This window comes from Streptacidiphilus jiangxiensis (assembly GCF_900109465.1).
Lineage (GTDB): Bacteria > Actinomycetota > Actinomycetes > Streptomycetales > Streptomycetaceae > Streptacidiphilus > Streptacidiphilus jiangxiensis.
Genome location: NZ_FOAZ01000003.1, coordinates 295,257 through 320,208, shown reverse-complemented (window position 1 = coordinate 320,208; position 24,952 = coordinate 295,257). Strand labels below are relative to the sequence as shown.

23 protein-coding genes are annotated in these 24,952 nt (G+C 71.5%); 10 read left to right on the top strand and 13 right to left on the bottom strand.

What is annotated here, in order from left to right; all coding sequences use genetic code 11:
• Positions 1 to 4 precede the first annotated feature (4 nt).
• Genes BMY61_RS07710 through BMY61_RS07695 form a run of 4 tightly spaced genes read left to right on the top strand, consistent with a single transcriptional unit; the run spans position 5 to position 3,607 of the window.
• Complete coding sequence (locus tag BMY61_RS07710) at positions 5 to 718, top strand: DUF5819 family protein (protein ID WP_236656670.1); 714 nt, start codon at positions 5 to 7, stop codon at positions 716 to 718.
• A complete protein-coding gene (locus BMY61_RS07705; RefSeq protein ID WP_042460437.1) occupies positions 718 to 1,947 on the top strand; it encodes an HTTM domain-containing protein in 1,230 nt (409 codons plus the stop codon). The genes BMY61_RS07710 and BMY61_RS07705 overlap by 1 nt, the downstream gene beginning before the upstream one ends.
• A 58-nt stretch (positions 1,948 to 2,005) precedes the next feature.
• A complete protein-coding gene (locus BMY61_RS07700) occupies positions 2,006 to 2,791 on the top strand; it encodes a BRO-N domain-containing protein (protein ID WP_052439538.1) in 786 nt (261 codons plus the stop codon).
• A gap of 3 nt (positions 2,792 to 2,794) precedes the next feature.
• Positions 2,795 to 3,607, top strand: coding sequence for a BRO-N domain-containing protein (locus tag BMY61_RS07695; protein WP_052439539.1), 813 nt, complete (start codon positions 2,795 to 2,797; stop codon positions 3,605 to 3,607).
• Here BMY61_RS07695 and BMY61_RS07690 read toward each other — a convergent pair.
• From BMY61_RS07690 to BMY61_RS07655, 8 genes are all read right to left on the bottom strand, one after another.
• Positions 3,601 to 4,323 (bottom strand): TrmH family RNA methyltransferase, encoded by a 723-nt coding sequence (locus BMY61_RS07690; protein WP_042460440.1) that lies wholly within the window; start codon positions 4,321 to 4,323, stop codon positions 3,601 to 3,603. The two genes, BMY61_RS07695 and BMY61_RS07690, sit on opposite strands and share 7 nt — an antisense overlap.
• A gap of 67 nt (positions 4,324 to 4,390) precedes the next feature.
• Complete coding sequence (locus tag BMY61_RS07685) at positions 4,391 to 5,131, bottom strand: ABC transporter permease (RefSeq protein WP_082015681.1); 741 nt, start codon at positions 5,129 to 5,131, stop codon at positions 4,391 to 4,393.
• A gap of 131 nt (positions 5,132 to 5,262) precedes the next feature.
• A complete protein-coding gene (locus BMY61_RS07680) occupies positions 5,263 to 6,186 on the bottom strand; it encodes an ABC transporter permease (RefSeq protein ID WP_042460442.1) in 924 nt (307 codons plus the stop codon).
• Positions 6,183 to 7,337 carry an ABC transporter ATP-binding protein gene (locus BMY61_RS07675; RefSeq protein ID WP_042460445.1) on the bottom strand — a complete coding sequence of 385 codons (1,155 nt, stop codon included), beginning with the start codon at positions 7,335 to 7,337 and terminating at the stop codon, positions 6,183 to 6,185. The genes BMY61_RS07680 and BMY61_RS07675 overlap by 4 nt, the downstream gene beginning before the upstream one ends.
• Positions 7,338 to 7,365: 28 nt before the next feature.
• Positions 7,366 to 8,538: an ABC transporter substrate-binding protein gene (locus BMY61_RS07670; RefSeq protein WP_052439540.1), complete on the bottom strand. Its 1,173-nt coding sequence runs from the start codon at positions 8,536 to 8,538 to the stop codon at positions 7,366 to 7,368.
• Positions 8,539 to 8,945: 407 nt separating this feature from the next.
• Entirely contained in the window at positions 8,946 to 10,628 is a 1,683-nt protein-coding gene (paaN, locus tag BMY61_RS07665) for a phenylacetic acid degradation protein PaaN (RefSeq protein ID WP_042460448.1), read from the bottom strand.
• Between the two features lie 206 nt (positions 10,629 to 10,834).
• Positions 10,835 to 11,251 carry a MarR family winged helix-turn-helix transcriptional regulator gene (locus BMY61_RS07660; protein WP_042460451.1) on the bottom strand — a complete coding sequence of 139 codons (417 nt, stop codon included), beginning with the start codon at positions 11,249 to 11,251 and terminating at the stop codon, positions 10,835 to 10,837.
• Positions 11,248 to 12,690: an MFS transporter gene (locus BMY61_RS07655; RefSeq protein WP_075003801.1), complete on the bottom strand. Its 1,443-nt coding sequence runs from the start codon at positions 12,688 to 12,690 to the stop codon at positions 11,248 to 11,250. The genes BMY61_RS07660 and BMY61_RS07655 overlap by 4 nt, the downstream gene beginning before the upstream one ends.
• A 105-nt stretch (positions 12,691 to 12,795) precedes the next feature.
• Between BMY61_RS07655 and BMY61_RS07650 the strand changes: the two genes are divergently transcribed.
• Positions 12,796 to 13,410: a TetR/AcrR family transcriptional regulator gene (locus BMY61_RS07650; protein ID WP_042460457.1), complete on the top strand. Its 615-nt coding sequence runs from the start codon at positions 12,796 to 12,798 to the stop codon at positions 13,408 to 13,410.
• Positions 13,411 to 13,471: 61 nt separating this feature from the next.
• On the opposite strand, the gene BMY61_RS07645 is transcribed toward BMY61_RS07650, so the two are convergent.
• The gene (locus tag BMY61_RS07645) at positions 13,472 to 13,954 is read right to left on the bottom strand and encodes an Lrp/AsnC family transcriptional regulator (protein ID WP_082015679.1); all 483 of its coding nucleotides are present in this window, start codon (positions 13,952 to 13,954) and stop codon (positions 13,472 to 13,474) included.
• Positions 13,955 to 14,147: 193 nt separating this feature from the next.
• Between BMY61_RS07645 and pdhA the strand changes: the two genes are divergently transcribed.
• From pdhA to BMY61_RS07630, 3 genes are read left to right on the top strand one after another with little or no spacing between them, the layout of a single operon-like run.
• Complete coding sequence (gene pdhA, locus BMY61_RS07640; RefSeq protein ID WP_042460463.1) at positions 14,148 to 15,284, top strand: pyruvate dehydrogenase (acetyl-transferring) E1 component subunit alpha; 1,137 nt, start codon at positions 14,148 to 14,150, stop codon at positions 15,282 to 15,284.
• Positions 15,281 to 16,279: an alpha-ketoacid dehydrogenase subunit beta gene (locus BMY61_RS07635; protein ID WP_042460466.1), complete on the top strand. Its 999-nt coding sequence runs from the start codon at positions 15,281 to 15,283 to the stop codon at positions 16,277 to 16,279. The genes pdhA and BMY61_RS07635 overlap by 4 nt, the downstream gene beginning before the upstream one ends.
• Positions 16,280 to 16,284: 5 nt before the next feature.
• Positions 16,285 to 17,541, top strand: a complete 1,257-nt coding sequence (locus BMY61_RS07630) for a dihydrolipoamide acetyltransferase family protein (protein ID WP_042460499.1) — start codon at positions 16,285 to 16,287, stop codon at positions 17,539 to 17,541.
• A gap of 136 nt (positions 17,542 to 17,677) precedes the next feature.
• Here BMY61_RS07630 and BMY61_RS07625 read toward each other — a convergent pair whose 3' ends face one another.
• The 4 genes from BMY61_RS07625 to BMY61_RS07610 form a co-directional block, all read right to left on the bottom strand.
• The gene (locus BMY61_RS07625; protein ID WP_236656671.1) at positions 17,678 to 18,175 is read right to left on the bottom strand and encodes a GNAT family N-acetyltransferase; all 498 of its coding nucleotides are present in this window, start codon (positions 18,173 to 18,175) and stop codon (positions 17,678 to 17,680) included.
• 21 nt (positions 18,176 to 18,196) lie between these two features.
• Positions 18,197 to 19,894 carry an AMP-binding protein gene (locus BMY61_RS07620; RefSeq protein ID WP_052439542.1) on the bottom strand — a complete coding sequence of 566 codons (1,698 nt, stop codon included), beginning with the start codon at positions 19,892 to 19,894 and terminating at the stop codon, positions 18,197 to 18,199.
• A gap of 105 nt (positions 19,895 to 19,999) precedes the next feature.
• The gene (locus tag BMY61_RS07615; protein ID WP_042460468.1) at positions 20,000 to 20,329 is read right to left on the bottom strand and encodes a rhodanese-like domain-containing protein; all 330 of its coding nucleotides are present in this window, start codon (positions 20,327 to 20,329) and stop codon (positions 20,000 to 20,002) included.
• A 26-nt stretch (positions 20,330 to 20,355) separates the two neighbouring features.
• The gene (locus tag BMY61_RS07610; RefSeq protein ID WP_042460471.1) at positions 20,356 to 21,165 is read right to left on the bottom strand and encodes a J domain-containing protein; all 810 of its coding nucleotides are present in this window, start codon (positions 21,163 to 21,165) and stop codon (positions 20,356 to 20,358) included.
• Positions 21,166 to 21,379: 214 nt separating this feature from the next.
• Here BMY61_RS07610 and BMY61_RS07605 point away from each other — a divergent pair, with 214 nt between their 5' ends.
• On the top strand, positions 21,380 to 24,355 hold the full coding sequence (locus BMY61_RS07605; protein ID WP_075003800.1) for a SpoIIE family protein phosphatase: 2,976 nt from the start codon (positions 21,380 to 21,382) through the stop codon (positions 24,353 to 24,355).
• A gap of 43 nt (positions 24,356 to 24,398) precedes the next feature.
• Entirely contained in the window at positions 24,399 to 24,851 is a 453-nt protein-coding gene (locus BMY61_RS07600) for a MarR family winged helix-turn-helix transcriptional regulator (protein ID WP_042460697.1), read from the top strand.
• Positions 24,852 to 24,952 lie beyond the last annotated feature (101 nt).

The window sequence follows — 24,952 nt, the reverse complement described above, 5'->3', positions numbered from 1 at the left end:
AGACGTGGCAGACGAGCCGGACGAGGCAACCTCACCCGAACCGATACCCCCGCTCGCCGAGACCCCGGACCTCCCGGACGAGGAGCGGCGCTGGTCACTGCCGTCGTTGCTGGTCCTCTACCTCACCGCGGTCGCCGTGGCCGTCGCCGTCGTCTACCACCTGGGCACCGTCTTCCTCTCCATCGCACCCGCCAACCCGGTCTCGCAGCGCCACGCCACCGCGATCAACGCGCACGTGCTGCCCGAGTTCGAGCAGAACTGGCAGCTCTTCGCCCCCAACCCGCTGCAGCAGAACATCGCCGTCCAGGCGCGCGTGCAGACCGTCGACTCCACCGGCCACCGGCTCGACTCCCCCTGGATCGACCTGACCGCGAGGGACGTCGCCGCGATCCGCGGCAACCCGCTCCCCAGCCACGTCAACCAGAACCAGCTGCGCCGCGCCTGGGACTACTACACGGCCTGGCACGACCAGCAGACCGAGAAGTCCACGGGCTTCGGCGGGCCGCTGTCCGAGGAGTACCTCAAGCGCATCGGCCTCCAGCGGATCGGCCGGGACTGGGAGGGGATGGCGGTCATCCAGATCCAGTTCCGCTCCGCCACGACCGACGTGACCGGCCCGTCCTGGACCGGCGCACCGGCGACCACCAGCCCGTCCTACCGACAGCTGCCCTGGTGGCCCGCCAACGACGACGACTACCGCGGCCTGGGGGTCTCCTGATGAGCCAGGCCACGCTGAACCGCCTCGCCGACGCGGGCTTCTCCGGCTGGACCACCGTCACCGGCCGCACCCTCGCCGCCTACCAGGCCGCCGTCGTCCGCATCGGCGTCGCGCTCACCTTCGGCGGCTTCCTGCTGCGCGAGTGGCCGCACCGGCGGGTCCTGTACGGGGACCTGTCGCCGTGGAGCGGTGACCTGGCCCGGCAGATGCTCGCGTCCAACCACGCCTTCACCGTCCTGGCCTGGTCGGACGGGCGCTGGTGGTTCGAGGGCGTGTACGCGGCGGCGATCGCCGTCAGCGTGCTGATGCTGCTGGGGTGGCGCACCCGCGCCACCTCCCTGCTCTTCATGGTCCTCGTCCTCTCCCTGCAGAACCGCGCCGTCCTGGTCGGCGACGGCGGGGACAACGTCATCCACCTGATGGCCATCTACCTGGCCTTCACCCGCTGCGGCCAGGTCTGGTCCCTGGACGCGCGCGCGGCCCGGCGGGGGACGCGGCGAACGGGGGATCCGGTCGGGGTCGTGGTGTGGGCGGCGCTGGGCCTGGCGCTGGCGTACTGCCAGCTCTCCGGCTTCGCCTCGCTCGGCATGCTGGACTTCGGGCTCTACAGCTGGGGCACGTTCTTCTGGCTCTGCTGGCTGCTGGCCGGTCTGCGCGGCCTCCTCGCCCGGCGGGCGCCCGAGGGCGAGGGCCTCGCCCTGCTCGACGCGCTGGCGACGCTCGTGCACAACGCCGCGATGCTGGTCATCGCGGCGGAGGTCTGCTTCATCTACGCCACGGCCGGCTGGTACAAGATCCAGGGCTCCCTGTGGCAGGGCGGCACCGCCCTCTGGTACCCGCTCCACCTGCACTACTTCGAGCCGTGGCCGGGCCTGGCGGACGGACTGAGCGGCAGCAGCACGCTGGTCACCGCGATCACCTACGGCACGGTGATCGCGCAGGTGGGCTTCCCGTTCCTGGTCTTCAACCGGCGGATCAAGAACGTGATGCTGACCCTGATGATCGCCGAGCACCTCGGGATCGCCATCGTCCTCGGCCTGCCCTTCTTCTCCCTCGCGATGATCACCGCTGACGCGGTCTTCCTCCCCACCGGCTTCCTCGCCCGACTCGGCCAAGGGGTGGCTCGGGGGGTGGCGCGCATCGCCGCCACGCCAGTCGTGCGCCAGACGATCATGCGCGCCCCTCGCACCCCCGAGCGCGATCCGGAGGCCGTGTCGGTCATCCGATAACCCGCGTTGTGCAGGACGCTTTGTCACCCACCCGAAAGGGCGCGTCATGCACACGCGAATGTTGCACACGCAGTTCCCCGCGACGGGCCAGCGCATCCGGGTCGTCCTGATCGACGACGAGCCGTGGTTCGTGGTCGCGGACGTCTGCCGCATCCTCGGCCGGACCCACCCGTCCGAGGCCACCAAGCTCCTCAGGCCGGACGAGGTGCGGGTCGTCAATACCCGCACTGCGTCTGCGGGTACCCCCGAAAGCGCTGGTCAGGCCGGTTCCCCTCGCGGAGGGAATCCCAACCTCAACGTCGCCAGCGAGAGCGGCCTCTACCGGCTGATCCTCCGCTCCGACAAGCCCACCGCCCGCCCCTTCCAGGACTGGGTCACCCGCGAGCTCCTCCCCTCCCTCCGCCGCGGCGACACGAACCTCGGCGCCGCGCGCGAGCGCATGGCGGAGACCTTCGCCGAGGCGTTGAACCTCGGCGAGGTCCCACCGATCCCCGAGCCCGAGCCCGTCGCCACGTTCGAGGTGCTCGGCCAGACGTTCCAGCTCTACCCCGACGGCTCTGTGCACTGTCCGCACGGCGCGATGGACTCCGTCTTCCCTGCCCTGGACGAGGACGACGGCCCGCCCTACGGCCCCCGCTTCCGCTGTGCCCGCGTCGAGCGGGTCGGGATCTTCGGCAGCAAGGCCTTCCGTCCCTGCCCGCCGGTCCGCCTCACGGATCTCGCCCGCGCGAGCTTCCAGCCGCCGGTGCCCGAGCCCGCACCGGTCCCGCCGCAGCGCTCGCTGGTGGTGGTCATCGCCGGCGAGGCGCGCGACGTCCTCACGGTTCTGAACGGGGTTCGCTAGACCATGCACACCCACCTGATGCACACCGAGTTCCCGACCACGGGCCAGCCCATCCGCGTCGTGCTCATCGACGGCGAGCCCTGGTTCGTCGTCCGCGACGTCTGCCGAATTCTCGGGATCCGCAACACGCGAACGGCCGCATCCGTGCTGGCCACCGACCAGAAGATCACCGTCGATGTCCGGGAGAGTTCTGTCGGTTCAACCGACGGAACTCACGAAACCCCTGGTGAGAAGGGGTACGCAACCGGGAATCCCCGGATGACGGCAACGAACGAGAGCGGCCTCTACACGCTCATCATGCGCTCCCGGAAGCCCACCGCCCGGCCTTTCCAGGACTGGTTCACCCGCGAACTCCTCCCCTCCATCCGCCGCGCCGACACCGACCTCGGCGCCGTGCGCGAGCGCATGGCGGAGACCTTCGCCGAGGCGCTCGATCTCGAGCCGCCGGCGGTCGGCGACCGGCGCATCGATGTCGACGACCAGCCCTTCGAGGTTCGCAACGACGGCCATGTGTACTGCCCTCACGGGCGCATGAGGCTCATCTCCCCCGTCCGGGAGGACGAGTTGGAGCCGCCCTTCGGGCCCTACTTCCTCTGCACGGAGGTGGAGCGCGTGGGCATCAGGCGACACATCGCGCACCACCCACCGTGCCGGCGGTTGCTGCACACCTCGATGGTCAGGCACCTGCTGCGCCAGACCGCTCCGCTCCCCGAGGCCGACATCACCGTCAACCTCGGCGCAGCCCAACTGCACGGCAAGCCCGCGCACATCGCCGAGGTTCTCCACAGGCTGGGGACGGCCGGTCCCGCCTACTGACGGAAGGATGACCGTCCTTGCCAGTGGAACAACGCCATGCCCACGCTCGTGGCGAGGTTGAAGCTGGAGACCTGAGGACGCATGGGGATAGCCACAGTGCAGGTGGCTATCCCCTTCGCATCATCCGTCACCCCGTGCCGCTCGGAGCCGAAAACCAGCACCGCGTCATCCGGAAAGGTGACGTCGTGGATCGAGACCCCCTCCGGGTCCAGCGCGAAAACCGGGCCCGGCGGCAGCGCGTCCAGCGACGTGCGCGCCACGGAGGTGGCGAAGTGGAGGCCGGCCGCGCCCCGCACCACGGTCGGGTGCCAGGGGTCCACATCGCCCGTCGTCAGGACGCCCGACGCGCCGAAGCCCGCAGCGAGGCGCACCACCGCGCCGATGTTGCCGAGGTTGCGCGGGTTCTCCAGGACGACGGTCGGAGCAGAGCGCGGAACGTTGTCCACAGGCTGTGGACGGAGGGCCAGCGCTGCGACGCCCGTCGGATGCGGGCGGGGAACCAGACGTCGCAGGACCTCGGCGGAGACCGGCACCGCGTCCACGACGCCGAGGTCAGGGGCCAGGTCGGCGGCCAACCGAGCGAGCCCCGCCGGGTCGGACGTCACCACCAACGGCACTGCCGCGCCGAAGCGCAGCGCGTGCTTCAGGGCGTGGAAGCCCTCCAGCAGCACCACATCGTCGAGAGAGACAAGCTCGGCCCAGCGTTCTTCGATCACGCGGAAAAGCCTAGAGCGCCCTGCCCGGCGGGGGTTCCGGGCAGGGCGCTCAGCGGTTCTCGGCGGGTTACTTCTTCCGCGAGGTCCGCATCTGGTTGAGGATCTGCGAGACCGCGATCACGGTCATCGTGCCGAGCAGCATCAGCGAGCCGATGACGTCGATCTGCGCCGGGTAGGCGCGCTGCACCGAGCCGAAGATGTACATCGGGAAGGTCTCCGAGTTGCCTGCGGTGAAGACCGTGATGATGTAGTCGTCGATCGAGATCGCGAAGGCGAGCAGCGCGGCCGCGCCGATGCCGGGGGCGACCAGCGGCAGGGTGACCTTCATGAACGTCTGGGTCGGCGTGGCGTAGAGGTCCTCCGCCGCCCGCTCCAGCGTCGGGTCCATGCCCGCCAGGCGGGACTTGACCGTCACCACGACGTACGAGATGCAGAACATCACGTGGGCGATGGTGATCGTCCAGAAGCCCATCGCGCCGGGGCCGATGGTGTTGAAGAACAGCGCCGCCAGCGTCGCTCCCATGACCACCTCGGGGGCGGCCATCGGCAGGAAGAGCAGCGCGTTGATGCCGCTGCGCGCCTTGAAGCGGTGGCGGACCATCGCGAAGGAGATCATCGTGCCGAGGATGGTGGCGATGATCGTCGCGACGACGCCGATCTCGAGCGACAGCCCGATGCTGTGACACATCGTGCTGTTGGAGCAGGGGTTCTTCCACGCGTCGAGGGAGAACTTGTTCCAGGTGTAGTTGAACTTGCCGTCGGGCTGGTTGAACGACATCCACAGGATGACGGCGTTCGGCAGCAGCATGAAGACGAACACCACGAAGGTGACGGCCAGCAGGACGTGCTGCTTCGCCCAGGCGAGCGGGCTCTTGCGGCGCACCTTGAGGGGGGCCGAGCCGTCCGCGGGAGCGGGGGCGGAGATGGTCTGGGTAGCCACTAGAGCAGGTCCTCCGTCCCGGCCCGCCAGATGTAGGTCATGACGATGACGAGGGTGCCGACCATCATCACGACCGACATCGCGGAGCCGACCGGGTAGCCGTCAGACTGGCGCAGGAACAGGTCCTCGATGCGCTGACCGACCACCGTCGTGTTCGGGTTGCCCAGGAGCTGGGCGTTGATGTAGTCGCCGACCGCCGGAATGAAGGTCAGCAGGGTGCCGCCGATGACGCCGGGCATCGACAGCGGCAGGGTGACCCGGCGCCAGGTCTGGAACGGGCCGCAGTACAGGTCGGCACCGGCCTCGTGCAGGCGCGGGTCGATCTTCTCCAGCGAGGTGTAGAGCGGCAGGATCGTGAACGGCAGGAAGTTGTAGACCATGCCGCAGACCACCGCGGCGGGGCTCGCCAGCACGTGGTTGCCGACGGTCCAGCCGAGCGCCGTCGTGATCTTCAGCAGGTGCAGGTCGTTCAGGGCGTGCACCACGGAGCCGTTGTCCGCGAGGATCGTCTTCCAGGCGATCGTGCGGATCAGGAAGCTGGTGAAGGACGGCACGATGACCAGGGCCATCAGCAGCGTCTTCCACCTGCCGCCCTTGAAGGCGATGAAGTAGGCGACGGGGTAGGCCAGCGCCAGACAGAACACCGTCGTCAGCAGCGAGTACACCAGCGAGTGGTAGTACTGCGGGCCGAACTTGGTCAGCGCGTCCTTGTAGTTGGCGAAGTGCCAGGTCAGCTTGAAGCCGTCGTCGTAGTTGCCCGTCTGCACCGAGGCCGAGACCGAGGTGAGGATCGGGACCAGGAAGAAGACGGTCAGCCAGAGCAGGCCGGGGAGCAGCAGGGCCCACGGGGTGAAGTTGCGGCGGGGCTTGCGTTCCGGCGCGCGCTCCTCGACCGGGGCGGGCGCCTCGGTGAGAGTCGTCATGCCGCGGCCTCCTCGTCCGCGTCGGCGCCGGCCTCGATGTCCTGGGTGCCCTCGAGGCCGAAGCCCTGGCTCGGGTCCCAGTAGACGACGACCTCGGTGCCGGGGCGCTGGATGGTGCGGCCGGTGTTCTGCTCGAAGACCGAGAGCTCCTCGCCGGACGGCATCTGCACCAGGTACTGGGTGGAGACGCCGATGAAGCTGGTGTCGACGACCTTGCCGCCGGTCAGCGCGTTGAAGCCGGCCGGGACGTCGGCGCGGTCGGTGGCGATCTGGACCTTCTCCGGACGGACACCCAGGATGATCTTGCCGCTGGTGGAGCGGCAGCGCTTGGCGTCGAGCTTCAGCTGCTGGCCGTGCGCGGAGACGGTGACCACGCCGTCCGTCTCGCCCTCGACCGCGGCCTGGATCAGGTTGGACTGGCCGAGGAAGTTGGCGACGAAGGTGGTCGCCGGGTTCTCGTACAGCTCGGCGGGGGAGCCGAGCTGCTCGATCCGGCCGTGGTTCATGACCGCGATGGTGTCGGCCATGGTCATGGCCTCCTCCTGGTCGTGCGTCACGTGCACGAAGGTGAGGCCGACCTCGGTCTGGATGCGCTTGAGCTCGATCTGCATCTGGCGGCGGAGCTTGAGGTCCAGCGCGCCCAGCGGCTCGTCCAGCAGCAGCACCTGCGGCTGGTTGATCAGGGCGCGGGCCAGCGCGATGCGCTGCTGCTGACCGCCGGACAGCTGGGTGGGCTTGCGCTTGGCCAGGTGGCCCAGCTCGACCAGGTTCAGCATGTCGACGACAGCGGTCTTGACGTCCTTGACGCCACGGCGACGCAGGCCGAAGGCCACGTTCTCGTAGATGTCCAGGTGCGGGAAGAGCGCGTAGTTCTGGAACACCGTGTTGACCGGGCGGCGGTACGGCTTGAGGTCGGTGACCTCCTGATCGCCCAGGTGGATCTGACCGATCGTCGGGTCCTCCAGACCCGAGATCATGCGCAGCGTCGTGGTCTTGCCACAGCCGGACGCCCCCAGCAGGGCGAAGAACGATCCCTGGGGGATCGTCAGACTCAGGTCGTCCACCGCGGTGAAGGAGCCGTAGCGCTTGGTGAGGCCGACCAGGCGGAGGTCTCCGCCCTCGGTGCGGCCGAGTACGTCGTGGGAACTCATCGGAACTCTTCTCTCCGTGGGCGGGGGACTACTGGCCGGTGATCTGCTGGAAGCGGCTGGTGTAGTCGTTCAACTGGGCGACGCTGAGCGCCATGAAGCCGCGCGCCTTCGCCTCCATCTCCTTGGTCGGCACGATCAGCGGGACCGCGGCAGCCGCCGAGTCGAGCTGCTGCAGGGCGGCGACGGCGCCGTCGACCGAGGGGATGTAGTCGATGTAGTCGGTCAGCTGGGCGGCGACGTCGGGCTGCAGGTAGTAGTTGAGCAGCCGCTCGGCGTTCTTCTTGTGCCGCGCGAAGTTGGGGATGACGCAGTTGTCGGACCAGGCGAGCAGGCCCTCCTTGGGCAGGTCCACCGTCACCAGGTAGTCCTTGCCCAGCTGGGCGACGTCGCCGGAGTAGGCCATCGTCACGGCGGTGTTGCCCTGCTGGAAGTCGCTCAGGTAGTCGTTCCCGGTGAAGGCGCGGATCTGGCCGGCGTCCTTGGCCCGGCGGATGTACTCCAGCGCCTGGTTGAACTGCGCGTCCGTGAAGTGCTCCGGGTCCAGCCCCTGCGCGAGCAGGGACATCGCGACGGTGTCCTCCATCTCCGAGAAGAGGGAGACCTTGCCCTTGAGGTCGGGCCGGGTGAACAGCTCGGCGATCGAGTTGATCGGCTGCTTCACCAGCTTGTTGTTGTACGCGATGGTCGTGTAGCCGTAGGCCCACGGGATGGAGTGCAGACGGCCCGGGTCGGTCGGGTCGTGCAGGACGCTCGGCAGCAGCTTGGAGTGGTTCGGGATGTTGGCGAGGTCCAGGGTCTGGATGTAGTCGTAGTTCCGGTACTTGGCCACCATGTAGTCGGAGACGACCATGATGTCGTAGCCGGTGTCTATGCCCTTGACCAGCGACGGGTCGACCTTGGTGTACCAGTCGTTGTTGTCGTTGATGATCTCCAGGTACTGGACCTGGATCCCGGTCTGCTTGGTGAAGGCGTCCAGCGTGGGCCGCTTGCTCTGGTTCTTCGGGTCGACGTCGATGTAGGCCGGCCAGTTGGCGAAGACGACCTGCTTCTCGACGTCCGAGTAGTCGTGCCCGGCCTGGCCGGTGTCCTTGGACCCGGGCGGCACAACATGGCCTTGGACACCGCACGCGGAGAGCGCACTCGCGCCCGCCACGGCGATCCCGCCGGCCATCGCGCCGCGCAGCAGCGAACGACGGCTCATGCGGCGAGCCGTCGATGTCAGCCTGGTGCGATTCGTGTAGCGCGAGAGCTCAAAAAAGCTGGCGTCCGTCATGTTCGGGGGCGTCATGTTCGGGGGAGTGCCTTTCTCAAAGACGCGAGGGCGGTCCGAGGTCCTTTCCGACGATCACGATGGGGACCGACAGTAAGGGTCCTGAGCTGCGGATTCCATGCCCCGAAGCCGACTTGAGGGCAGAATTGTTATCAAAACCTTGCGGTCGCAACGTGATCCGCACCACCGCTTACCCTGAGTGATTCGGCACCACTTCGGCCACCTACAGCCTGTAAAAGGCGCAACAGAACACCTACACCCGTGCCACTGGAACGCAGCGGGGCCGCCCAGGAAAATCCTGGACGGCCCCGTACGAATCTCGTGGGGATTTAGGCGGCTCAGCCGTTGTGGCGGCGGACCTCCATCACGCGGAAACGGCTCGCGACGAAGGCGGCGTCGGTGTAGGCCGCGTTCGCGGCCGGGTTCGCGCCCGTGCCGTGCAGATCGGAGAAGGCCGCGGTCTGGTTCACGAAGACCTGGCCGGTCAGGTTGAGCGAGAGCGAGACGCCGGCGTCCACGGCCGCGTCGACGACGGCGCCCTCGACCTCGGGCGAGGTCGTGTACGCGGCGGCCGACATCGCACCACGGGTGCGGACGGTCTCGGCCAGCAGCTCCACGCCGTGGGCGGCGGAGTCCACGGCGATGGCGAACGCCACCGGGCCGAAGCACTCACCCGGCAGCTCGTCCTTGGCCGCATCCAGGGTCACCAGCGCGGGCGTGCGGATGACGGCCTCCGGGAACTCCGGACTCACCACCGCGCGCGGGGCCAGCGCCAGCTCACCGAGCTCGCCCTTCTCCGCGCGCTCGATCCGCTGCAGCACGCCCGGGTTCACCACGGCGCCCAGCAGCTGGGACGCCTTCGCGTCGTCCGAGAGCAGCCGGCCGACGGCCGTCGACAGGTCCGCGACGACCTCGGCGAAGGACTTGCTGCCCTGGTCGGTGGCGATACCCGCGCGCGGGATCAGCAGGTTCTGCGGCGTGGTGCACATCTGGCCGCTGTAGAGGGAGAGGCTGAACGCCAGGTTGCCCAGCGCGGCGGCGTAGTTGTCGGTCGACTCGACCAGGACGGTGTTGACGCCGGCCTTCTCGGTGTAGACGAGCGCCTGGCGGGCGTTCTCCTCCAGCCAGTCACCGAAGGCGGTCGAGCCGGTGTAGTCGATGATCGCGACCTCGGGCCGCGTCGCCAGCGTCTTGGCGAGGCCCTCACCGGGCTGCTCCGGCGCGAGCTGGACGACGTCCGCGTCGAACCCGGCCTCGGTGAGGACGTCACGGGCGATCTCGACGGTGAGCGCGAGCGGCAGGATCGCGCGGGGGTGCGGCTTCACGACAACGGTGTTGCCGGTCGCCAGGGAGGCGAAGAAGCCCGGGAAGCCGTTCCAGGTCGGGAAGGTGTTGCACCCGATGACCAGGCCGACGCCGCGCGGACGGACCAGGAACTCCTTCTCCATCTGCAACGGGTCCCGCTTGCCCTGGGGCTTGGTCCAGTTGGCCTTGGCGGGGATCTTCGTCTGCTCGACGAAGGCGGCGGCCACGGCCTCCAGGCCGCGGTCCTGCGCGTGCGGGCCACCGGCCTGGAAGGCCATACCGAAGGCCTGGCCGGTGGTGTGCTGGACGGCGAAGCCGAACTCGACGGAGCGGGCGTTGATCCGCGCCAGGATCTCCAGACAGACGGCGGCACGCAGCAGCGGGCTCGCCTTCGCCCACGCCGGCTGCGCGGCGACGGCCGCGGCCATCAGCGCGTCCGCGGAGCGGTAGCCGTACGCGATGTCGAGGTCACCGCCGAAGGGCGACACCTCGCCACCGGCGTCCACCGCCGGGCCGACGAGCTCGTCCGCGGCAAGGCGGGTGGTGCCCTTCAGTGCCTCGAACGCGGCCGCGCCGACCGCCATCGCGTCTTCCCCGTAGGCCTTGGGGAACTCGGGATAGGGGGACCAGTAGTCCCGTTCCCCGAGCGCGGTGACCGCGCGGTCGAGGGTCTGCTGGTGACGGTCGATGAGCGGGTGGACCGTGGCTGCGGTCATGACAACGCACTCCTCAGGAGCTCCGGGGCGACTCTGCCACGACCTACGGTAACCGAATGATCGGTCGGGAGGTACCGACAGGGGCGCGGGGAACTGCGCGAGAAAGCACTGACGAGCGGATGGCCCTGCTCGTTCGGTGCTCTACCTGCATGGGTGGCTTGTCGCGCCCACGCGGCGGAGCCGCACATCAGCAGAGCCTCGCGGCCCTAAGGGTGTTGCAACTTCCCCAGGATGCGATCGAGCGCTTCGAGGTCTTCCGGCGGAAGGGCGACCAGCTCGGTGGGCGGGGCCGTGATGATCCGGGTCGCCGTGTCCGCGGCCTCGCGGCCCGCCGGGGTGATCTTGACGATCTTGCAGCGGCGGTCGTCCGGGTCCTGCTCGCGGACCACGAGGCCACGGGCCTCGAGGTCGTCGACCACCAGCGTGGTGTACGGCTTGTCCGTCACCAGCCGGGTGGCCAGCTCCGTCATCCGGATCGGCTCCACCGCCAGCGCGCGGAGCGCGCGGCTGCGGATGTAGCTCATGCCGAGCGCGTCCACCACGTGCTGCTTGCGGTCGTCCGCCTCCAGGACCAGGCGGCGCATCACCGCGTAGATCCGACCTGCCGCGTCCTGCTCGCTCATCCCGCGCTCACACTCTGTCGCTTCTCCCCGGGGACGGTCGCGAAGACCCGCTCGGCCGTCCGCCTCGCCCACGTGCCCGTGGTCACGATGCCGAGCAGCACCACCATCGACGCACAGCCCACCATGATCCACCAACCGATGTGGCTCGCCTCGGCCAGCCCGCTGTGCAGGCCGCCGACCACCGCCGAGGTGACCACGGAGCCGATCACCGCCACGCCGAGGGCCTGGCCCGTCTGCCGGCTGGTGGAGGCGACGGCCGCCGCGACGCCCGCCTGGGCGCGGGGCATGCCGGAGACCGCGGTGTTGGTGACGGGGGCGTTCAGCATGCCGAAGCCGAAGCCGAAGAGCAGGTAGGACAGCAGCAGCTGCCACAGCGGGGTGTCCGGCCGCAGGCCGACCATGAGCAGGGAGCCCGCCGTCATCCCCGTCCCGGCCAGGACCAGGGAGAGCCGGGGGCCGCGCGCGCCGACCAGGCGTCCGCTCAGCGGTGAGCAGACGACGGTGGCCAGCGCCATCGGCAGAGTGGCCAGGCCGGCCTGGAGCGCGCTGAAGTCCCGGACGTCCTGGAGGTAGAGGGTGTTCAGGAACAGGAACCCGCCGAGCCCGGCGAACCCGCTGATCGCTATCAGCGTCGCGCCGCTGAACGGCGCGCTGCGGAAGAAGCGCAGCTCGATCAGGGGCTCGTCACGTCGGGACTCGACCACGAGCAGGGCGACGAGCGCGGCCGCTGCGAGGCCGAAACAGAGCAGCGACTGGGCGGATCCCCAGCCGGCCTTCGGGGCCTCGATGATGCCGTAGGTCAGCGAGCCGAGCAGGGTGATCACGGCCAGCTGGCCGAGCGGGTCGATCCGGCGCGGACGCGGCGCCCGGGACTCGGGCACGAAGCGGCCGGCCAGGACCATGGCGGCCAGGCCGACGGGGATGTTGATCCAGAAGATCGACGACCAGCCCACCGCACCGACCAGCACGCCGCCGACCACCGGCCCGAGCGCCATGCTGAACCCGACGGTGCCGCCCCAGACGCCGATCGCGCGGGCGCGCTCCTTGGGGTCGGTGAAGGTGTTGGTGATGATCCCCATCGCGACGGGGTTGAGCATCGAGCCGCCGACGGCCTGCAGCATGCGTGCGCCGATCAGCCAGCCGAGGCCGGGGGCGAGGCTGCAGGCCAGGGAGCCGAGAGTGAACAGCGCCAGGCCGGTCTGGAAGACCCGGCGGCGCCCGAAGCGGTCGCCCATCGAGCCGCCGAGGATCAGCAGCGAGGCGAGCACCACGACGTAGGCGTCGACGACCCACTGGAGGCTGGAGACGTCCCCGCCGAGATCGCGGGCGATGGAGGGCAGCGCCACGTTCACGATCGTGTTGTCGAGCCCGACGATGAACAGGCTCATACAGCAGATGGCCAGGACGAGCATGCGTCGTCGTGAGGAGAGCTCGGGCATGCCTGCCTCCTTCCACAATCTCATTGTATCCCTATAACAGTTATAGCACTACAACTATCTCCTCTCGTGAGCGGGCCGGTACGGCGTGATGTGATACTCGTCCACATGGTCGAGACCTCCCGCACCCCGCGCCGCGACAGCTACACCGTTGACACGCTGCTCGCCGTGACCGTGCAGGTCTTCAACGAGCGCGGCTACGACGGCACCTCGATGGAGGACCTGTCCCGCGCCGCCGGGATCTCCAAGTCCTCGATCTACCACCACGTCAAGGGCAAGGAAGAGCTGCTGCGCCTGGCCGTCGGCCGGGCGCTGGACGGCCTGTTCGGCATCCTCGACGAACCCGGCGCGACGACCGGCACCGCACTCGCCCGGCTGCAGCACGTCGTGCACCGCACGACGGAGGTCCTGCTCGCCGAACTGCCCTACGTGACGCTGCTGCTGCGGGTGCGCGGCAACACCGCCGCCGAGCAGTGGGCGCTGCAGTGTCGGCGCGAGTTCGACCACCGGGTCGCCGCGCTGGTGGCCGAGGCCGTCACCGAGGGCTCGCTGCGCGCGGACGTCGAGCCGCGGCTGGCGACGCGCCTGCTCTTCGGCATGATCAACTCGCTGGTGGAGTGGTACCGCCCCGACGGCGACGGCTCGGACGGGGACAGGTCCGCGGCCCGCGTCGTCGACGCGGTCAGCGAGCTCGCCTTCCACGGCCTGCGCGCCGCGGGCTGACCTCCGGGGTTCCGTCGGGCAGGCTGCCTCGGACCGGCAGGCCGATCGATCCGCCCCCGCGTCAGTCGGGCAGGACGGGAATCCGGTCCGTCTCCTCGAAGACCAGCAGCGTCTGCGTGCCCAGCACGCCCGGGATCGACTGGATCTTGTTCAGCACCAGGTCGCGCAGCGCCCGGTTGTCGACCGTGTGCACCAGCATCAGCACGTCGTACTCCCCGCCGACCAGGGCGATGTGCTCCACCCCCGGCAGCTCCAGCAGCGCCGTGCGCACCTGCCGCCAGGAGTTCTGCACCACCTTCAAGGTCACGTACGCCGAGGCGCCGTGCCCGGCGCGCTCGTGGTCGACGCGCGCGGTGAAGCCGCGGATCACCCCGTCGTCCACCATCCGCGCGATCCGCGCGTAGGCGTTGGCGCGCGAGACGTGCACCCGCTCCGCGACCGAGCGGATCGAGGCGCGCCCGTCCTGCTGGAGCAGACGCAGGATCGCCCGGTCCACCCGGTCCAGCACGCGCTGTTCCGCCCCGGCCATCTGTTCAGCGGTCATGGCTTCCTCCGCCCTCCCCATGGACGACCTGCTTCCAGCGAAGCGCTGTCTGGGCCGTCTGTCCACCACTGCGCCGCAAGAGTAGTCAGTTCGATCAATCGACCGAACAATCGGTAGGGAGAGCCACCGCTCCCACCGCACCACCATGCCCTTGCATCTCCCCACCCTCACCCCACCCTCCGGAGGTGCCGAGATGACCCTTCTCGACCAACCCGCGGGCCCCTCGGCCTCCGTCTGGCCGCCGGACGCGCACGGCCCGCGACGTGATCCCGCGCCGCTGCTGCCGGACCCCGAGCCGTTCCGGCTGCTGGGCACGCCGGCCGCGGACAAGCTGGACCCGGAGCTGCTGCTCGACCTGTACCGCCGTCTGGTGGTCGGTCGCCGCTACAACCAGCAGGCGACCACGCTGACCAAGCAGGGCCGCCTCGCCGTCTACCCGGCCTCCACCGGGCAGGAGGCCTGCCAGGTCGCCGCCGCCGCGGTGCTGCGCGAGGACGACTGGCTCTTCCCCAGCTACCGCGACACCCTCGCCGTCGTCGCCCGTGGCGTCCGCCCGGTCGAGGCGCTGACCCTGCTGCGCGGCAACGCCCACCACGGCTGGGACCCCAAGGCCCACCGCACCGCCCCGCTGTCCACCCCGCTCGCCACCCAGGCCCCCCACGCGGTCGGCCTCGCCCACGCGGCCCGGCTGCGCGGCGACGACGTGGTCGCGCTGACCACGGTCGGCGACGGCGGCACCAGCGAGGGCGACTTCCACGAGGCGCTGAACTTCGCCGGGGTGCTGAACGCCCCCGTGGTCTTCCTGGTGCAGAACAACGGCTACGCGATCTCGGTGCCGCTCTCCAAGCAGTCCGCCGCCCCGACGCTGGCGCACAAGGCCGTCGGCTACGGCATCAGCGGCCGCCTGGTCGACGGCAACGACGCCGCCGCGGTGTACACCGTGCTGGCCGAGGCGGTCGAGCACGCCCGCTCCGGACGCGGCCCGGTGCTCGTCGAGGCGGTCACCTACCGCCTGGAGGCCCACACCAACGCCGACGACGCGACCCGCTACCGCACCCCCGACGAGGTCGAGGCCTGGCAGGAGCGCGACCCGCTCGCCGTCCTGGAGCGCCACCTGCGCGCCCACGACCTGATCGACGACGCCGGCGTGGCCGCGGCCGCCGAGGCCGCCGAGGAGCTCGCCGCCGAGATGCGCGCCGAGTTCCACGCCGAGCCCGAGCTCGACCCGATGTCGCTCTTCACGCACGTCTACGCCGAGCCCACACCCCAACTGCGGGAGCAGGCCGCCCTGCTGGCCGCCGAACTCGCGGCGGAGGCCGACGCACGATGAGCACCGCCACAGCCACCCCCGCGGGGTCGACAACCATGGCGCAGGCGCTGAACGGCGCCCTGCGCGACGCGATGCGCGAGGACCCGAACGTCCTGGTCATGGGCGAGGACGTGGGCACCCTCGGCGGCGTCTTCCGGATCACCGACGGCCTGGCCGCCGAGTTCGGCGCCGACCGCTGCCTGGACACCCCCCTCGCCGAGGCCGGCATCCTCGGCAGCGCCGTCGGCATGGCCATGTACGGCCTGCGTCCGGTCGTGGAGCTGCAGTTCGACGCGTTCGCCTACCCGGCGTTCGAGCAGCTGCTCTCCCACGTCGCCAAGATGCGCAACCGCACCGCCGGCCGCCTGCCGCTGCCGATCACCATCCGCATCCCCTACGGCGGCGGCATCGGCGGCGTCGAGCACCACAGCGACTCCAGCGAGGCCTACTACGCCCACACGCCGGGCCTGCACGTGGTCACCCCGGCCACCGTCGCCGACGGCTACGGCCTGCTGCGGGCGGCGATCGCCTCCGACGACCCGGTCGTCTTCCTGGAGCCCAAGCGCCTGTACTGGTCCAAGGACGACGTCACCCCCGGCCCCGTCGAGCCGATCGGCCGCGCCGTGGTGCGCCGCCAGGGCACCTCCGCGACGCTGCTGACCTACGGTCCGTCGCTGCCCGTCTGCCTGGAGGCGGCCGAGGCCGCCAGGGCCGAGGGCTGGGACCTCGCGGTCGTCGACCTGCGCTCGCTGACCCCCTTCGACGACGAGACCGTCTGCGCGGCCGTCCGCGCCACCGGGCGTGCCGTGGTCGTCCACGAGGCCACCGGCTTCGGCGGCGTCGGCGCGGAGATCGCGGCGCGCGTGATGGAGCGCTGCTTCCACCACCTCGCGGCACCCGTGCTGCGGGTGACCGGCTTCGACATCCCCTACCCGCCGCCGATGCTGGAACGTCACCACCTGCCCGGTGTCGACCGCATCCTCGACGCGGTGGCCCGACTCCAGTGGGAACAGTGACCGCCATGGCCTCCGTGCGCGCCTTCGCCCTCCCCGACCTCGGTGAGGGCCTCACCTCCGCCGAGATCGTCCGCTGGCTCGTCGCCGTCGGCGACGTGATCGCGATCGACCAGCCCGTCGCCGAGGTCGAGACCGCCAAGGCGGTCGTCGAAGTCCCCTGCCCCTACGCGGGCGTGGTCACCACGCTGGCCGGCCCCGAGGGCACCGTGGTGCCGGTCGGCGCGGCCCTGGTCACCGTCGCGGTGAGCGAGGCGTCCGGCGGGACGCCCTCGAAGGACGAGGGCTCCGGCAACGTCCTGGTCGGCTACGGCACCAGCCACAGCACCGGCCCGCGTCGTCGCCGGGTCGCCCACCCCGGCTCCCCCGCGCCGACGACGGCTCCGGCGCCCTCGGCTCCGGTCGTCGTGACGGAACCGGTCGCGATCGCCGCCGTCATCTCCCCGCTGGTGCGACGGTTCGCCCGGGACAGCGGGGTGGACCTGGCCACCGTCGTCGGCACCGGCCGGGACGGCCTGATCATGCGCGCGGACGTGGAACGCGCCGCCCAGGCGCACACCGTGCCCGCGGCCCCCTCCGCGGAGGGCGAGTTCGTCCCGCTGCGGGGCGGCGCGCGGATCGCCGCGGAGCGGTTCGCCCGCAGCCGCAGCGAGATCCCCGACGCGACGTGCTGGGTCGACGCGGACGCCACCGCGCTGCTGGAGGCGAAGGCCGCCGTCGGCGTCGGCGTGCTGCCGCTGTTCGCCCGCATCTCCGTCGCCGCGCTCCGACGGTTCCCCGCGCTCAACTCCAGCGTGGAGCTGGGCCCGGACGGCGTGCCGACCGGCGTGCGCCGACACCGCGCGATCCATCTCGGCTTCGCCGCGCAGAGCGAGCGCGGCCTGGTCGTCCCGGTGGTCCGCGACGCCGACCAGCTGTCGACGGAGGGCCTGGCGGCGGAGATCGGCCGACTCACGGAGTCGGCGCGGGCGGGGACGTTGACCCCGGCCGAACTGACTGGCAGCACGTTCACGTTGAACAACTACGGCGTCTTCGGCGTGGACGGCTCCACGCCGATCATCAACCACCCCGAGGCCGCGATGCTCGGCGTGGGCCGGATCGCGCGCAAGCCGTGGGTGGTGGGGGACGACCTGGCGGTCCGCAGCGTCGTCCAGCTCTCCTTCACCTTCGACCACCGCGTCTGCGACGGCGCGACGGCGGGCGGCTTCCTCCGGTTCGTGGCCGACGCCGTGGAGTCACCGGTCGCACTGCTTCGCCACATGTGACCTCAGGGGCGCGAGGAACTGCGCGAGAAACCACCCTGTGCGGACGGCCCTGCGCGTCGAGGACCATCCGCTCGTCGGTGGCTTGGCGCGCAGTTCCTCGCGCCCTTGGCGGCTGCGCCGCCTGGACGGTGCAACGTCACCGCCGTATGAAACGGAACAGGCCCTCGGTCTCGCCGTCGCGGGCGAACCCGGCGCGGCTCAGGACCGCCTGGGAGGCGACGTTCTCCGGCTCCGTGTGCGCCACGACGTACTCCACCCCGGGGTGCGTCAGCGCGTACGCGGTGACCAGCCGGGCGGCCTCCGTGGCGAGGCCGCGGCCCCGCGCGCCGGGGACGAGGTCGTAGCCGATCTCGCAGCTGCCGCCGCGCGGCGCACCGTGGAAGCCGACGCCGCCGACGGCGACGCCCTCCGCCGTCACGACGATCGCGAACGCGCCCCACGCCTCCTCGTACAGGCCCGCCTCGTGGGCCTTCAGCAGGCCGCCGCAGGCGTCGAGGGTGCCTTCGAACGGGCCGCCGTCGAGCCAGGTGAGGCCGCCGTCGCCGCCCGCGCGCAGCGCCGCCGCGACCGTCGGGGTGATCGGACGCAGCTCGATCCGCTCGGTGTGCAGCAGTTCCGCGGTTCCGTCAGTCATGAACGCCATCTTTGCCGACACTCACGGCCGCGGCATCCGGTTTCGAACGATCAGCTCGGACCGCCCGTGCTCGGCGAAGAGCGCCGCGAGCTTCTCCCGGTCCGCCCCGGTGAACGGCCGGTACTCCAACTCGGCTCCCGCGGCCCGCCCGTACGGCCGCCAGAGCAGGAGGTCGTCGCCGACGGCATCCCAACGTTCCTCCCGCAGGCCCGTCTTCGCGGTCTTGTGGGTGGCCGTGACCGGCATCCGGGCCACCACCCGCAGGAAGCGCGGCGGCATCTTGGTCCCCAGATCCCGTTGCTCGCCGAGGAAGCCCGCGAACTCGGCGGCAAGAGCCAACGGGTCACCGGTGGATCGCAGTTCGACCGCGGCCATGACCTGGTCGCCCGCGACCGGATCGGGCACCGCGTAGACGGCGACGGCAGCGGCGGAGTCCCAGCGCGCGAGGATGTTCTCGATGTCGGCCACGGCCAGGTTCTCGCTGTCCACGCGGAGCCAGTCCGCACTGCGGCCGGCGAAGCGGAACCAGCCGTCGGCGTCACGGTGGAAGAGGTCCCCGGTCCAGTACCAACCGTCGCGCAGACGGGCCGCGCCCGCCCGCTCGTTGCGCCAGTAGCCCTCGAACCCGGCCCGCGCGGTCCGGTTGACCAACTCCCCGATCGCCTCCTCGCCGTTGACGAGCCGCCCGGCCGCGTCGAACCGGGAACGTGGCCGCTCCTCACCGGTCTCCGGGTCGACGACGGCCAGATCGTCGTACGGGCCCGAGCCCTCGCGTCCGACGGCGCCGGGCGGTGCGGCCGGGTCCTGGCGGAGGTTGCAGCCGCCCTCGGAGGAGCCGTAGCCCTCGACGAGGCGGCAGCCGAAGCGCTGCTCGAAGCGGGCCGCGTCGACGGCCCCCGCCTCCGTGCCGAAGCCGAGCCGCAGCGGGTTCTCCGCGTCGTCCGGGCGGGGCGGGGTGGCCAGCACGTAGGAGACGGCGCGTCCGACGTAGGTGAAGTAGCCCGCCCGGTAAGCGCGTACGTCAGCGAGGAAGCCCGTGGCGGAGAAGCGCCGCCGCAGCGCGATGGTGCCGCCGGCCAGCAGCAGCGGGGCCCACAGGCCCATCAGCGCGTTGCCGTGGAAGAGGGGCATGCAGGCGTAGCCGGTGTCGGCGTCGGTGAGCCCGTACTGCTCCCGCAGCTTGTCGCCGGCGCGCGCGAGCCGCCCCTGACTGCAGACGACCGCCTTCGGCGCCCCGGTCGAGCCGGAGGTGAAGGTCAGCAACAGGCGCGTCCGCGGTGCGGGCACGGTCGTCGGCGGGCCGGCGTCCGCGTAGGGCGTGAGCGCCTCGGCGGCCTCGGGGGAGTCGACGACGAGCACGGGGATCGCCAGGGGCAGGTCCGCGAGGAGCGGCAGCAGCCGGGCCTCGGTCACCAGCAGGGCGCAGTCGGTGTGGGTCAGGTCCCGCAGCAGGTCCGCGCCGCGGCGGGTGGGGTTGACCCCGACGACGGTGGCCCCGGCGAGCGCGGCGGCCTCCAGCCACCACACGTACGCGGGCGTGTTCTCCAGCAGCAGCCCGACATGCGGGTACGCGGCGCCGGCCAACCGGTCACCGAGGTACGCCGCACGGGCGCAGACGGCCCGCAGGGTCTCCCGGCCGGAGTGGGCGAAGCCCTCCCCGACCAGCGCGGGCCGTTCCCTCCCGTGCTGCGCGAGCACGGCCTCCACGAGCGCGTTCACGGCGGCACCCCCATAAGTTCTGACGGATCGTCAGCTCACGAGTTCATACCGCCGGAGGGAGGTTGCACAAGCCCAGGGGCGCAAGGAACTGCGCCCCTGATGGCGCTACGCGACGAACGCCTCGCCGTTGTCGCTGACCAGCGCCCGGCCGCTGGCCTCCCAGGCGAGCATGCCGCCGTCGACGTTGACCGCGGAGCGTCCCTGGGCCACGAGGTACTGGACGACCTGCGCGGAGCGGCCGCCGACCCGGCACACGACGTAGAGCGGCTCGGCGTCCGGCAGCTCGCCGATGCGGGCGACGAACTGGCTCATCGGGACGTGCACCGCGCTCTCCGCGTGGCCCGCGTCCCACTCGTCCTGCTCGCGGACGTCCAGCAGGACGGCGTCCGCCGGGAGCGCGGAGATGTCGACGGTGGGAACGGACGGCTGGAACACGAGGCTCTCCTCACGGCAAAGGCAGGCTACGACAACAGTGTCTCAAGCTCGGCCTGCCGCTCGGCCACGCTGGCGAGCAGCTGCTCGGCCAGCACCTCCAGCAGGGCGTCGGGGTCGTCGGGGTGCAGCATCAGCAGCTGCCCCATGGGACTGTCGGCCAGCTCGGCGCGGGCCGACTCCAGGCGCCGCATCCGGCTCTCCAGCCAGTCCAGGCGCTGGCGCAGCCAGGCGACGCGCTCGGGGGTGCCCGCCTGCGGGTGCGCGGAGGCACCGTCGCCGTCGGCCCACTCCTGGGCCAGCTGCTCCAGGGCGAGCACGTCGCCGCGGGCGTAGGCCTCGTTGACGCGCGCGATGAACTCGCTGCGGCGGCCGACCTCCTCCGGGTCCTGGGCCAGGTCGGGGTGGGCGCGCCGGGCGAGGTCGCGGTAGAGGCGCTGGGCCTCCCGGTCGGGGCGGATCCGCTCGGGCGCCTCGATGGAGATCGTCGGCACCTCACCGGAGGCCTCCGCCTCGCCGAAGAAGGAGGCGAGGTCGGGCATCGGGTCCAGGACGCTGCGCGCCTCGTAGGCGCGGCGCAGGTCCTCGGCGCTGCCGGTGCGGGCCGCCCGCGCCTCGGCGATCAGGGCGTCGAGCTCGTCGAGGCGCACGTACATCGGACCCAGCCGCTGGTGGTGCACGAGAGCGAAGTTGTCCAGCTCGACCCGGAGCGTCTCGACGCCGACCTCGGCGTCGACCCACTCGGCCTCGGCCTCCACGAGCCTGGCCTCCAGCTCGGCCTCCTCCGGGTCCGTCCACCGGGCCGGCGGCAGGGGCTCTCCGACACGGTCGGTAGTCATCTGGAACCTCACTACTCGTTCTTCGGCGCGCGTGTCCGTCCCGTCACCCTACTGTCCCCGGTCCGGGCACAAAGGGCGCACACTAGGGCGTGCGCAGGTGTACGCGCTACGGGACACGGCAAATGTTCTTCAATATCGGGTTAGGCCCGCAGGATCCGTGCTTGCCTGGGGTACCCGAATATATGGAGCCGAGGAGTCGCTGAGAGAGGGTGAGATGACGGAAGAGACCTTCGCAGCGTCCGAGGCCGCCGCACATCGCACCGCACCGAGTGCGACACAGACCGCCGTCGCGCTGCCCGGGGTGGTCGCCCTGGCGAGGCTCGCCGCGCTGGTGGTCGACTCCGACGGGCGGCTCACCCACTGGAACCTCGGCGCCGAGGAGCTCTTCGGCCACCGCCGCAACGACGTGCTGGACCGCACCACCACCGGGCTGCTGCCACTGGTCGGCAAGCCCACGGGTGACGCGCTGGACCACCTCGACGACCTGGTCGACTTCGCCCCCGGCTGGGCGGGCGAGCTGACCGTGACCGACCGGGACGGACGCCGGGTCGAGATCTGCTGCTGGGCCTGGCGCACCGTCGAGCCGAGCGGTCGCGGCATGCTCGTGCTGGCCGCCGACGCCCGCGGGCTGACGGGCTCCGGCCTGCGCATCGCGATCGGCGAGGCGCTGCTGCCGTTCACCGCCGAGGCACCCGTCGGCCCCGCCGCGAACGGGAGCCCGCACGCGGAGCCGGTCCTCGCCCCGTGCGCGACACGCACCGAGCGCGAACGCGCGGCCCGTCGGCTCGCCCAGGTCCTCCCCCGGATCGCCGCGGACCGCCGACGCGCGGTGCTGACGCAGCTCGTCACCGCGGGCGCCCCCGCCGTGCGCCTGAACGGGCTGGTCCTGCCGGTCCTACCGGTGCCCGACAGCGAACCGGCGGCTGCCACCCGGCCGTCCGCGTCCCGCAGCGCGGGCTCCCGCGCCACCACTGCCGTCTCACCGGCCACGACCGGGGCGGCAGCCGACGGCACGACCGGCGCCAGGAGTGCGGCCACGACGCCGGGCACCACACCGGGCACTGAGCCGGGCCGCGCCGCAGGCACCCGCCGCGGCGCCGGCGCGCCCGCCGGGAGCAGCGCACGGGGCGCCGAGCCGGGCCGCGGCGCCGCGACGAACGGGCGGTCCGCCGCACCGGCCGGTGCAGGCGAGACGCCCACAGCGGCCGCAGCTGCCACGGCGGCCGAACCACAGGCCGCGCAGCCCGGGCGCCCCGCGCCCAAGCGGCCCCGGGGCCGCTTGGTGACGGAGCAGCCCGAGCACGGCGGCCGGGCCGCCGTCCCCCCGCAGGCCCGCTCGCGCGCCGCCGAGGAGGAGGCACCGGAGGAGACCCTGGAGGAGTTGGCCGCCGAGTCGTCTTCGCGGCGCGCCGCCCTGGACGACGGCCCGTTCAGCGGCCCGCCCTCACGGGCCAGCGTCAGCCTCGGCGGGCTGGTCGGCCCGGGCGGCGCGGCGGCGGGGGAGGAGCCGGACGGCGAGCCGGTCAACCCGCAGCTGCTGCTGCTCAGTGACGTGGGTGCGCGCATCGGCACCACCCTCGACCTGGACCGCACCGTCCACGAGGTCTGCGACGTCGTCATCCCCGGCATCGCCGACTTCGCCTGCGTCGAGCTGCGCGACCGCCTCATCACCGACTCCGAGTCGCCGCGCGAGCGGCCCGACGACGCGACCCAGCTGCGCCGGGTGGCCTGCTCCTTCGGGCCCACCACGCTGGCGTGGAAGCACCTGGTCACCGAGGGCTCGCTGGTCGCCCTGGCCGGCGAGACTCCGTCCGGGTACGCGCTGCAGAACGGCAAGCCGGTCCTGGTCCCGCGGCTCGACCCGGCCACGGCCGAGGCCTGCGCGTCCGGGCGCGGCGGGCCGGGCCTGACCTCCCTCTTCGAGGGCCGCTCGATGCTGACGCTGCCGCTGGCCGCGCGCGGCACCGTACTCGGCGTGCTGACACTGCTGCGCGACGCGCACCGGCCCGCCTTCGACGAGGCCGACGCCTCCTACCTGCGCGAGCTCGCCGCCCGCGCCGCCCTGTCGATCGACAACGCCCGGCTGCACCGGATGGAGGCGCGCACCGCGCTCACCCTGCAGCGCTCGATGCTGCCGACCCGCCCGCCGCGGATCCCCGGCGTGCAGATCGCCCACCGCTACCTGCCGGGCGACCGACGCGCGGAGGTCGGCGGCGACTGGTTCGACGCGGTGCAGCTGCCCGGCAGCCGGGTCGCGCTGGTCGTCGGCGACGTGATGGGCCACGGCCTGCACTCCGCCGTCGCGATGGGCCGGTTCCGCACCGCGATGCAGACGCTGGCCGCACTCGACCTGCCGCCCGGTCAGATCCTGCGCCACCTGGACAACCTGTCGCAGCGTCTGGGCGACGACCATCTGGCCACCTGCCTGTACGCGGTCTACGACCCGATCGCCCGCACCTGCACCCTCGCCTCCGCCGGCCACGTGCCGCCGGTGCTGGTCCATCCGGACGGGCGCGGCGAGCTGTTGGAGATCCCCTCCGGCGCGCCGATCGGCGTCGGCGGGGTGCCGTTCGCCTCCAAGGAGATCAAGGTCACCGACGGCTCGATGCTGGTGCTGTGCACCGACGGCCTGGTGGAGATGCGCGGCGGCGACATAGGGGACGGCCTGGCCGCCCTGTGCGGGGACATCGTCGACCCGCGGCGCAGTCCCGACGAGGTCTGCGACACCGTGCTGGAGCGCCTGCACACGGAGGACCGCAACGACGACCTGGCGCTGCTGATCGCCCGGTTCGACGGCATCCCGCCGCAGGACGTCATCTCCTGGTCGTTGGCACTGGACGCGAGCGAGGTGCGCCGGGCCCGTAGTCTTGTGCATGACCAATTGACCCGTTGGGGCCTCGCCGAACTGACGGAACTGACGGAGCTGCTGGTCAGCGAGCTGGTGACGAACGCGCTGCGGGTCGCCAAGGGCAGCGTCGAACTGCAGCTGATGCGGGTCGGCAAGCTGTTGGTCGAGGTCAGCGACGACGACCACAACCTGCCCTCGCTGGAGCCCTCCGAGCCGCTGGACGAGGAGGGCCGCGGGCTCGGCCTGGTCAGCCAGCTGGCCTCGCGCTGGGGCACCAGCCGCAAGGCGGTCGGCAAGGTGGTCTGGTTCGAGCTGCCGCTACCGGTGCCGCAGCGGCCCTAGGTCCGGGCTCGCGCCAGGAAAGAGTTGGTTGTATAGTGCAACCATGGCCTCTTCTTCTGCGTCCCCTGCCGTGGGTTCGCGCATGGACAGCATCGACTCCATCCAGCGCGAGCTGACCGCCTTCTCGCGCCGCGCCCGTGCCATCGCCTCCCAGATCCACCCCGGCCTGACCCTGGTCAGCTACGCGATCCTGGACCACCTGCGGGACGTCGGCGGCTGCCGTGGCACGGACCTGGCCAGCCACTTCCTGCTGGACAAGTCCACGGTCAGCCGCCAGGTGGCGACGTTGGAGAAGCTCGGCCTGGTCGAGCGCAGCCCCGACCCCGAGGACCAGCGCGGCCAGATCATCCACCCCTCCGAGGTCGGCGCCGAGCTGCTGCGCAAGGCCGGCGAGCAGCGCCGCCAGGCGTTCCTGAGCCGCCTGGCCCACTGGTCCGACGAGGACGTCGCGGTCTTCGCCGACCTGCTGGAGCGCTACAACGCCGAGCCGCGCTGACCCGACGCCGAGGCCGCCGACGGACCGCACTCCGACCTGGATTCCTTGACAGCCCCCGACCGGCACGCCCATCGTGGACGCAACAGTCGCGATGTATCGCG

What these genes read in the sequence shown, in the direction of transcription:
- BMY61_RS07705 (WP_042460437.1), top strand. Translation starts at nt 718, where the DNA reads ATGAGCCAGGCCACGCTGAACCGCCTCGCCGACGCGGGCTTCTCCGGC.
- BMY61_RS07700 (WP_052439538.1), top strand. Translation starts at nt 2,006, where the DNA reads ATGTTGCACACGCAGTTCCCCGCGACGGGCCAGCGCATCCGGGTCGTC.
- BMY61_RS07695 (WP_052439539.1), top strand. Translation starts at nt 2,795, where the DNA reads ATGCACACCCACCTGATGCACACCGAGTTCCCGACCACGGGCCAGCCC.
- BMY61_RS07685 (WP_082015681.1), bottom strand. Translation starts at nt 5,131, where the DNA reads ATGCTGCTGCCGAACGCCGTCATCCTGTGGATGTCGTTCAACCAGCCC.
- BMY61_RS07680 (WP_042460442.1), bottom strand. Translation starts at nt 6,186, where the DNA reads ATGACGACTCTCACCGAGGCGCCCGCCCCGGTCGAGGAGCGCGCGCCG.
- BMY61_RS07675 (WP_042460445.1), bottom strand. Translation starts at nt 7,337, where the DNA reads ATGAGTTCCCACGACGTACTCGGCCGCACCGAGGGCGGAGACCTCCGC.
- BMY61_RS07670 (WP_052439540.1), bottom strand. Translation starts at nt 8,538, where the DNA reads ATGAGCCGTCGTTCGCTGCTGCGCGGCGCGATGGCCGGCGGGATCGCC.
- paaN (WP_042460448.1), bottom strand. Translation starts at nt 10,628, where the DNA reads ATGACCGCAGCCACGGTCCACCCGCTCATCGACCGTCACCAGCAGACC.
- BMY61_RS07660 (WP_042460451.1), bottom strand. Translation starts at nt 11,251, where the DNA reads ATGAGCGAGCAGGACGCGGCAGGTCGGATCTACGCGGTGATGCGCCGC.
- BMY61_RS07655 (WP_075003801.1), bottom strand. Translation starts at nt 12,690, where the DNA reads ATGCCCGAGCTCTCCTCACGACGACGCATGCTCGTCCTGGCCATCTGC.
- BMY61_RS07650 (WP_042460457.1), top strand. Translation starts at nt 12,796, where the DNA reads ATGGTCGAGACCTCCCGCACCCCGCGCCGCGACAGCTACACCGTTGAC.
- BMY61_RS07645 (WP_082015679.1), bottom strand. Translation starts at nt 13,954, where the DNA reads ATGACCGCTGAACAGATGGCCGGGGCGGAACAGCGCGTGCTGGACCGG.
- pdhA (WP_042460463.1), top strand. Translation starts at nt 14,148, where the DNA reads ATGACCCTTCTCGACCAACCCGCGGGCCCCTCGGCCTCCGTCTGGCCG.
- BMY61_RS07635 (WP_042460466.1), top strand. Translation starts at nt 15,281, where the DNA reads ATGAGCACCGCCACAGCCACCCCCGCGGGGTCGACAACCATGGCGCAG.
- BMY61_RS07630 (WP_042460499.1), top strand. Translation starts at nt 16,285, where the DNA reads ATGGCCTCCGTGCGCGCCTTCGCCCTCCCCGACCTCGGTGAGGGCCTC.
- BMY61_RS07625 (WP_236656671.1), bottom strand. Translation starts at nt 18,175, where the DNA reads ATGACTGACGGAACCGCGGAACTGCTGCACACCGAGCGGATCGAGCTG.
- BMY61_RS07610 (WP_042460471.1), bottom strand. Translation starts at nt 21,165, where the DNA reads ATGACTACCGACCGTGTCGGAGAGCCCCTGCCGCCGGCCCGGTGGACG.
- BMY61_RS07605 (WP_075003800.1), top strand. Translation starts at nt 21,380, where the DNA reads ATGACGGAAGAGACCTTCGCAGCGTCCGAGGCCGCCGCACATCGCACC.
- BMY61_RS07600 (WP_042460697.1), top strand. Translation starts at nt 24,399, where the DNA reads ATGGCCTCTTCTTCTGCGTCCCCTGCCGTGGGTTCGCGCATGGACAGC.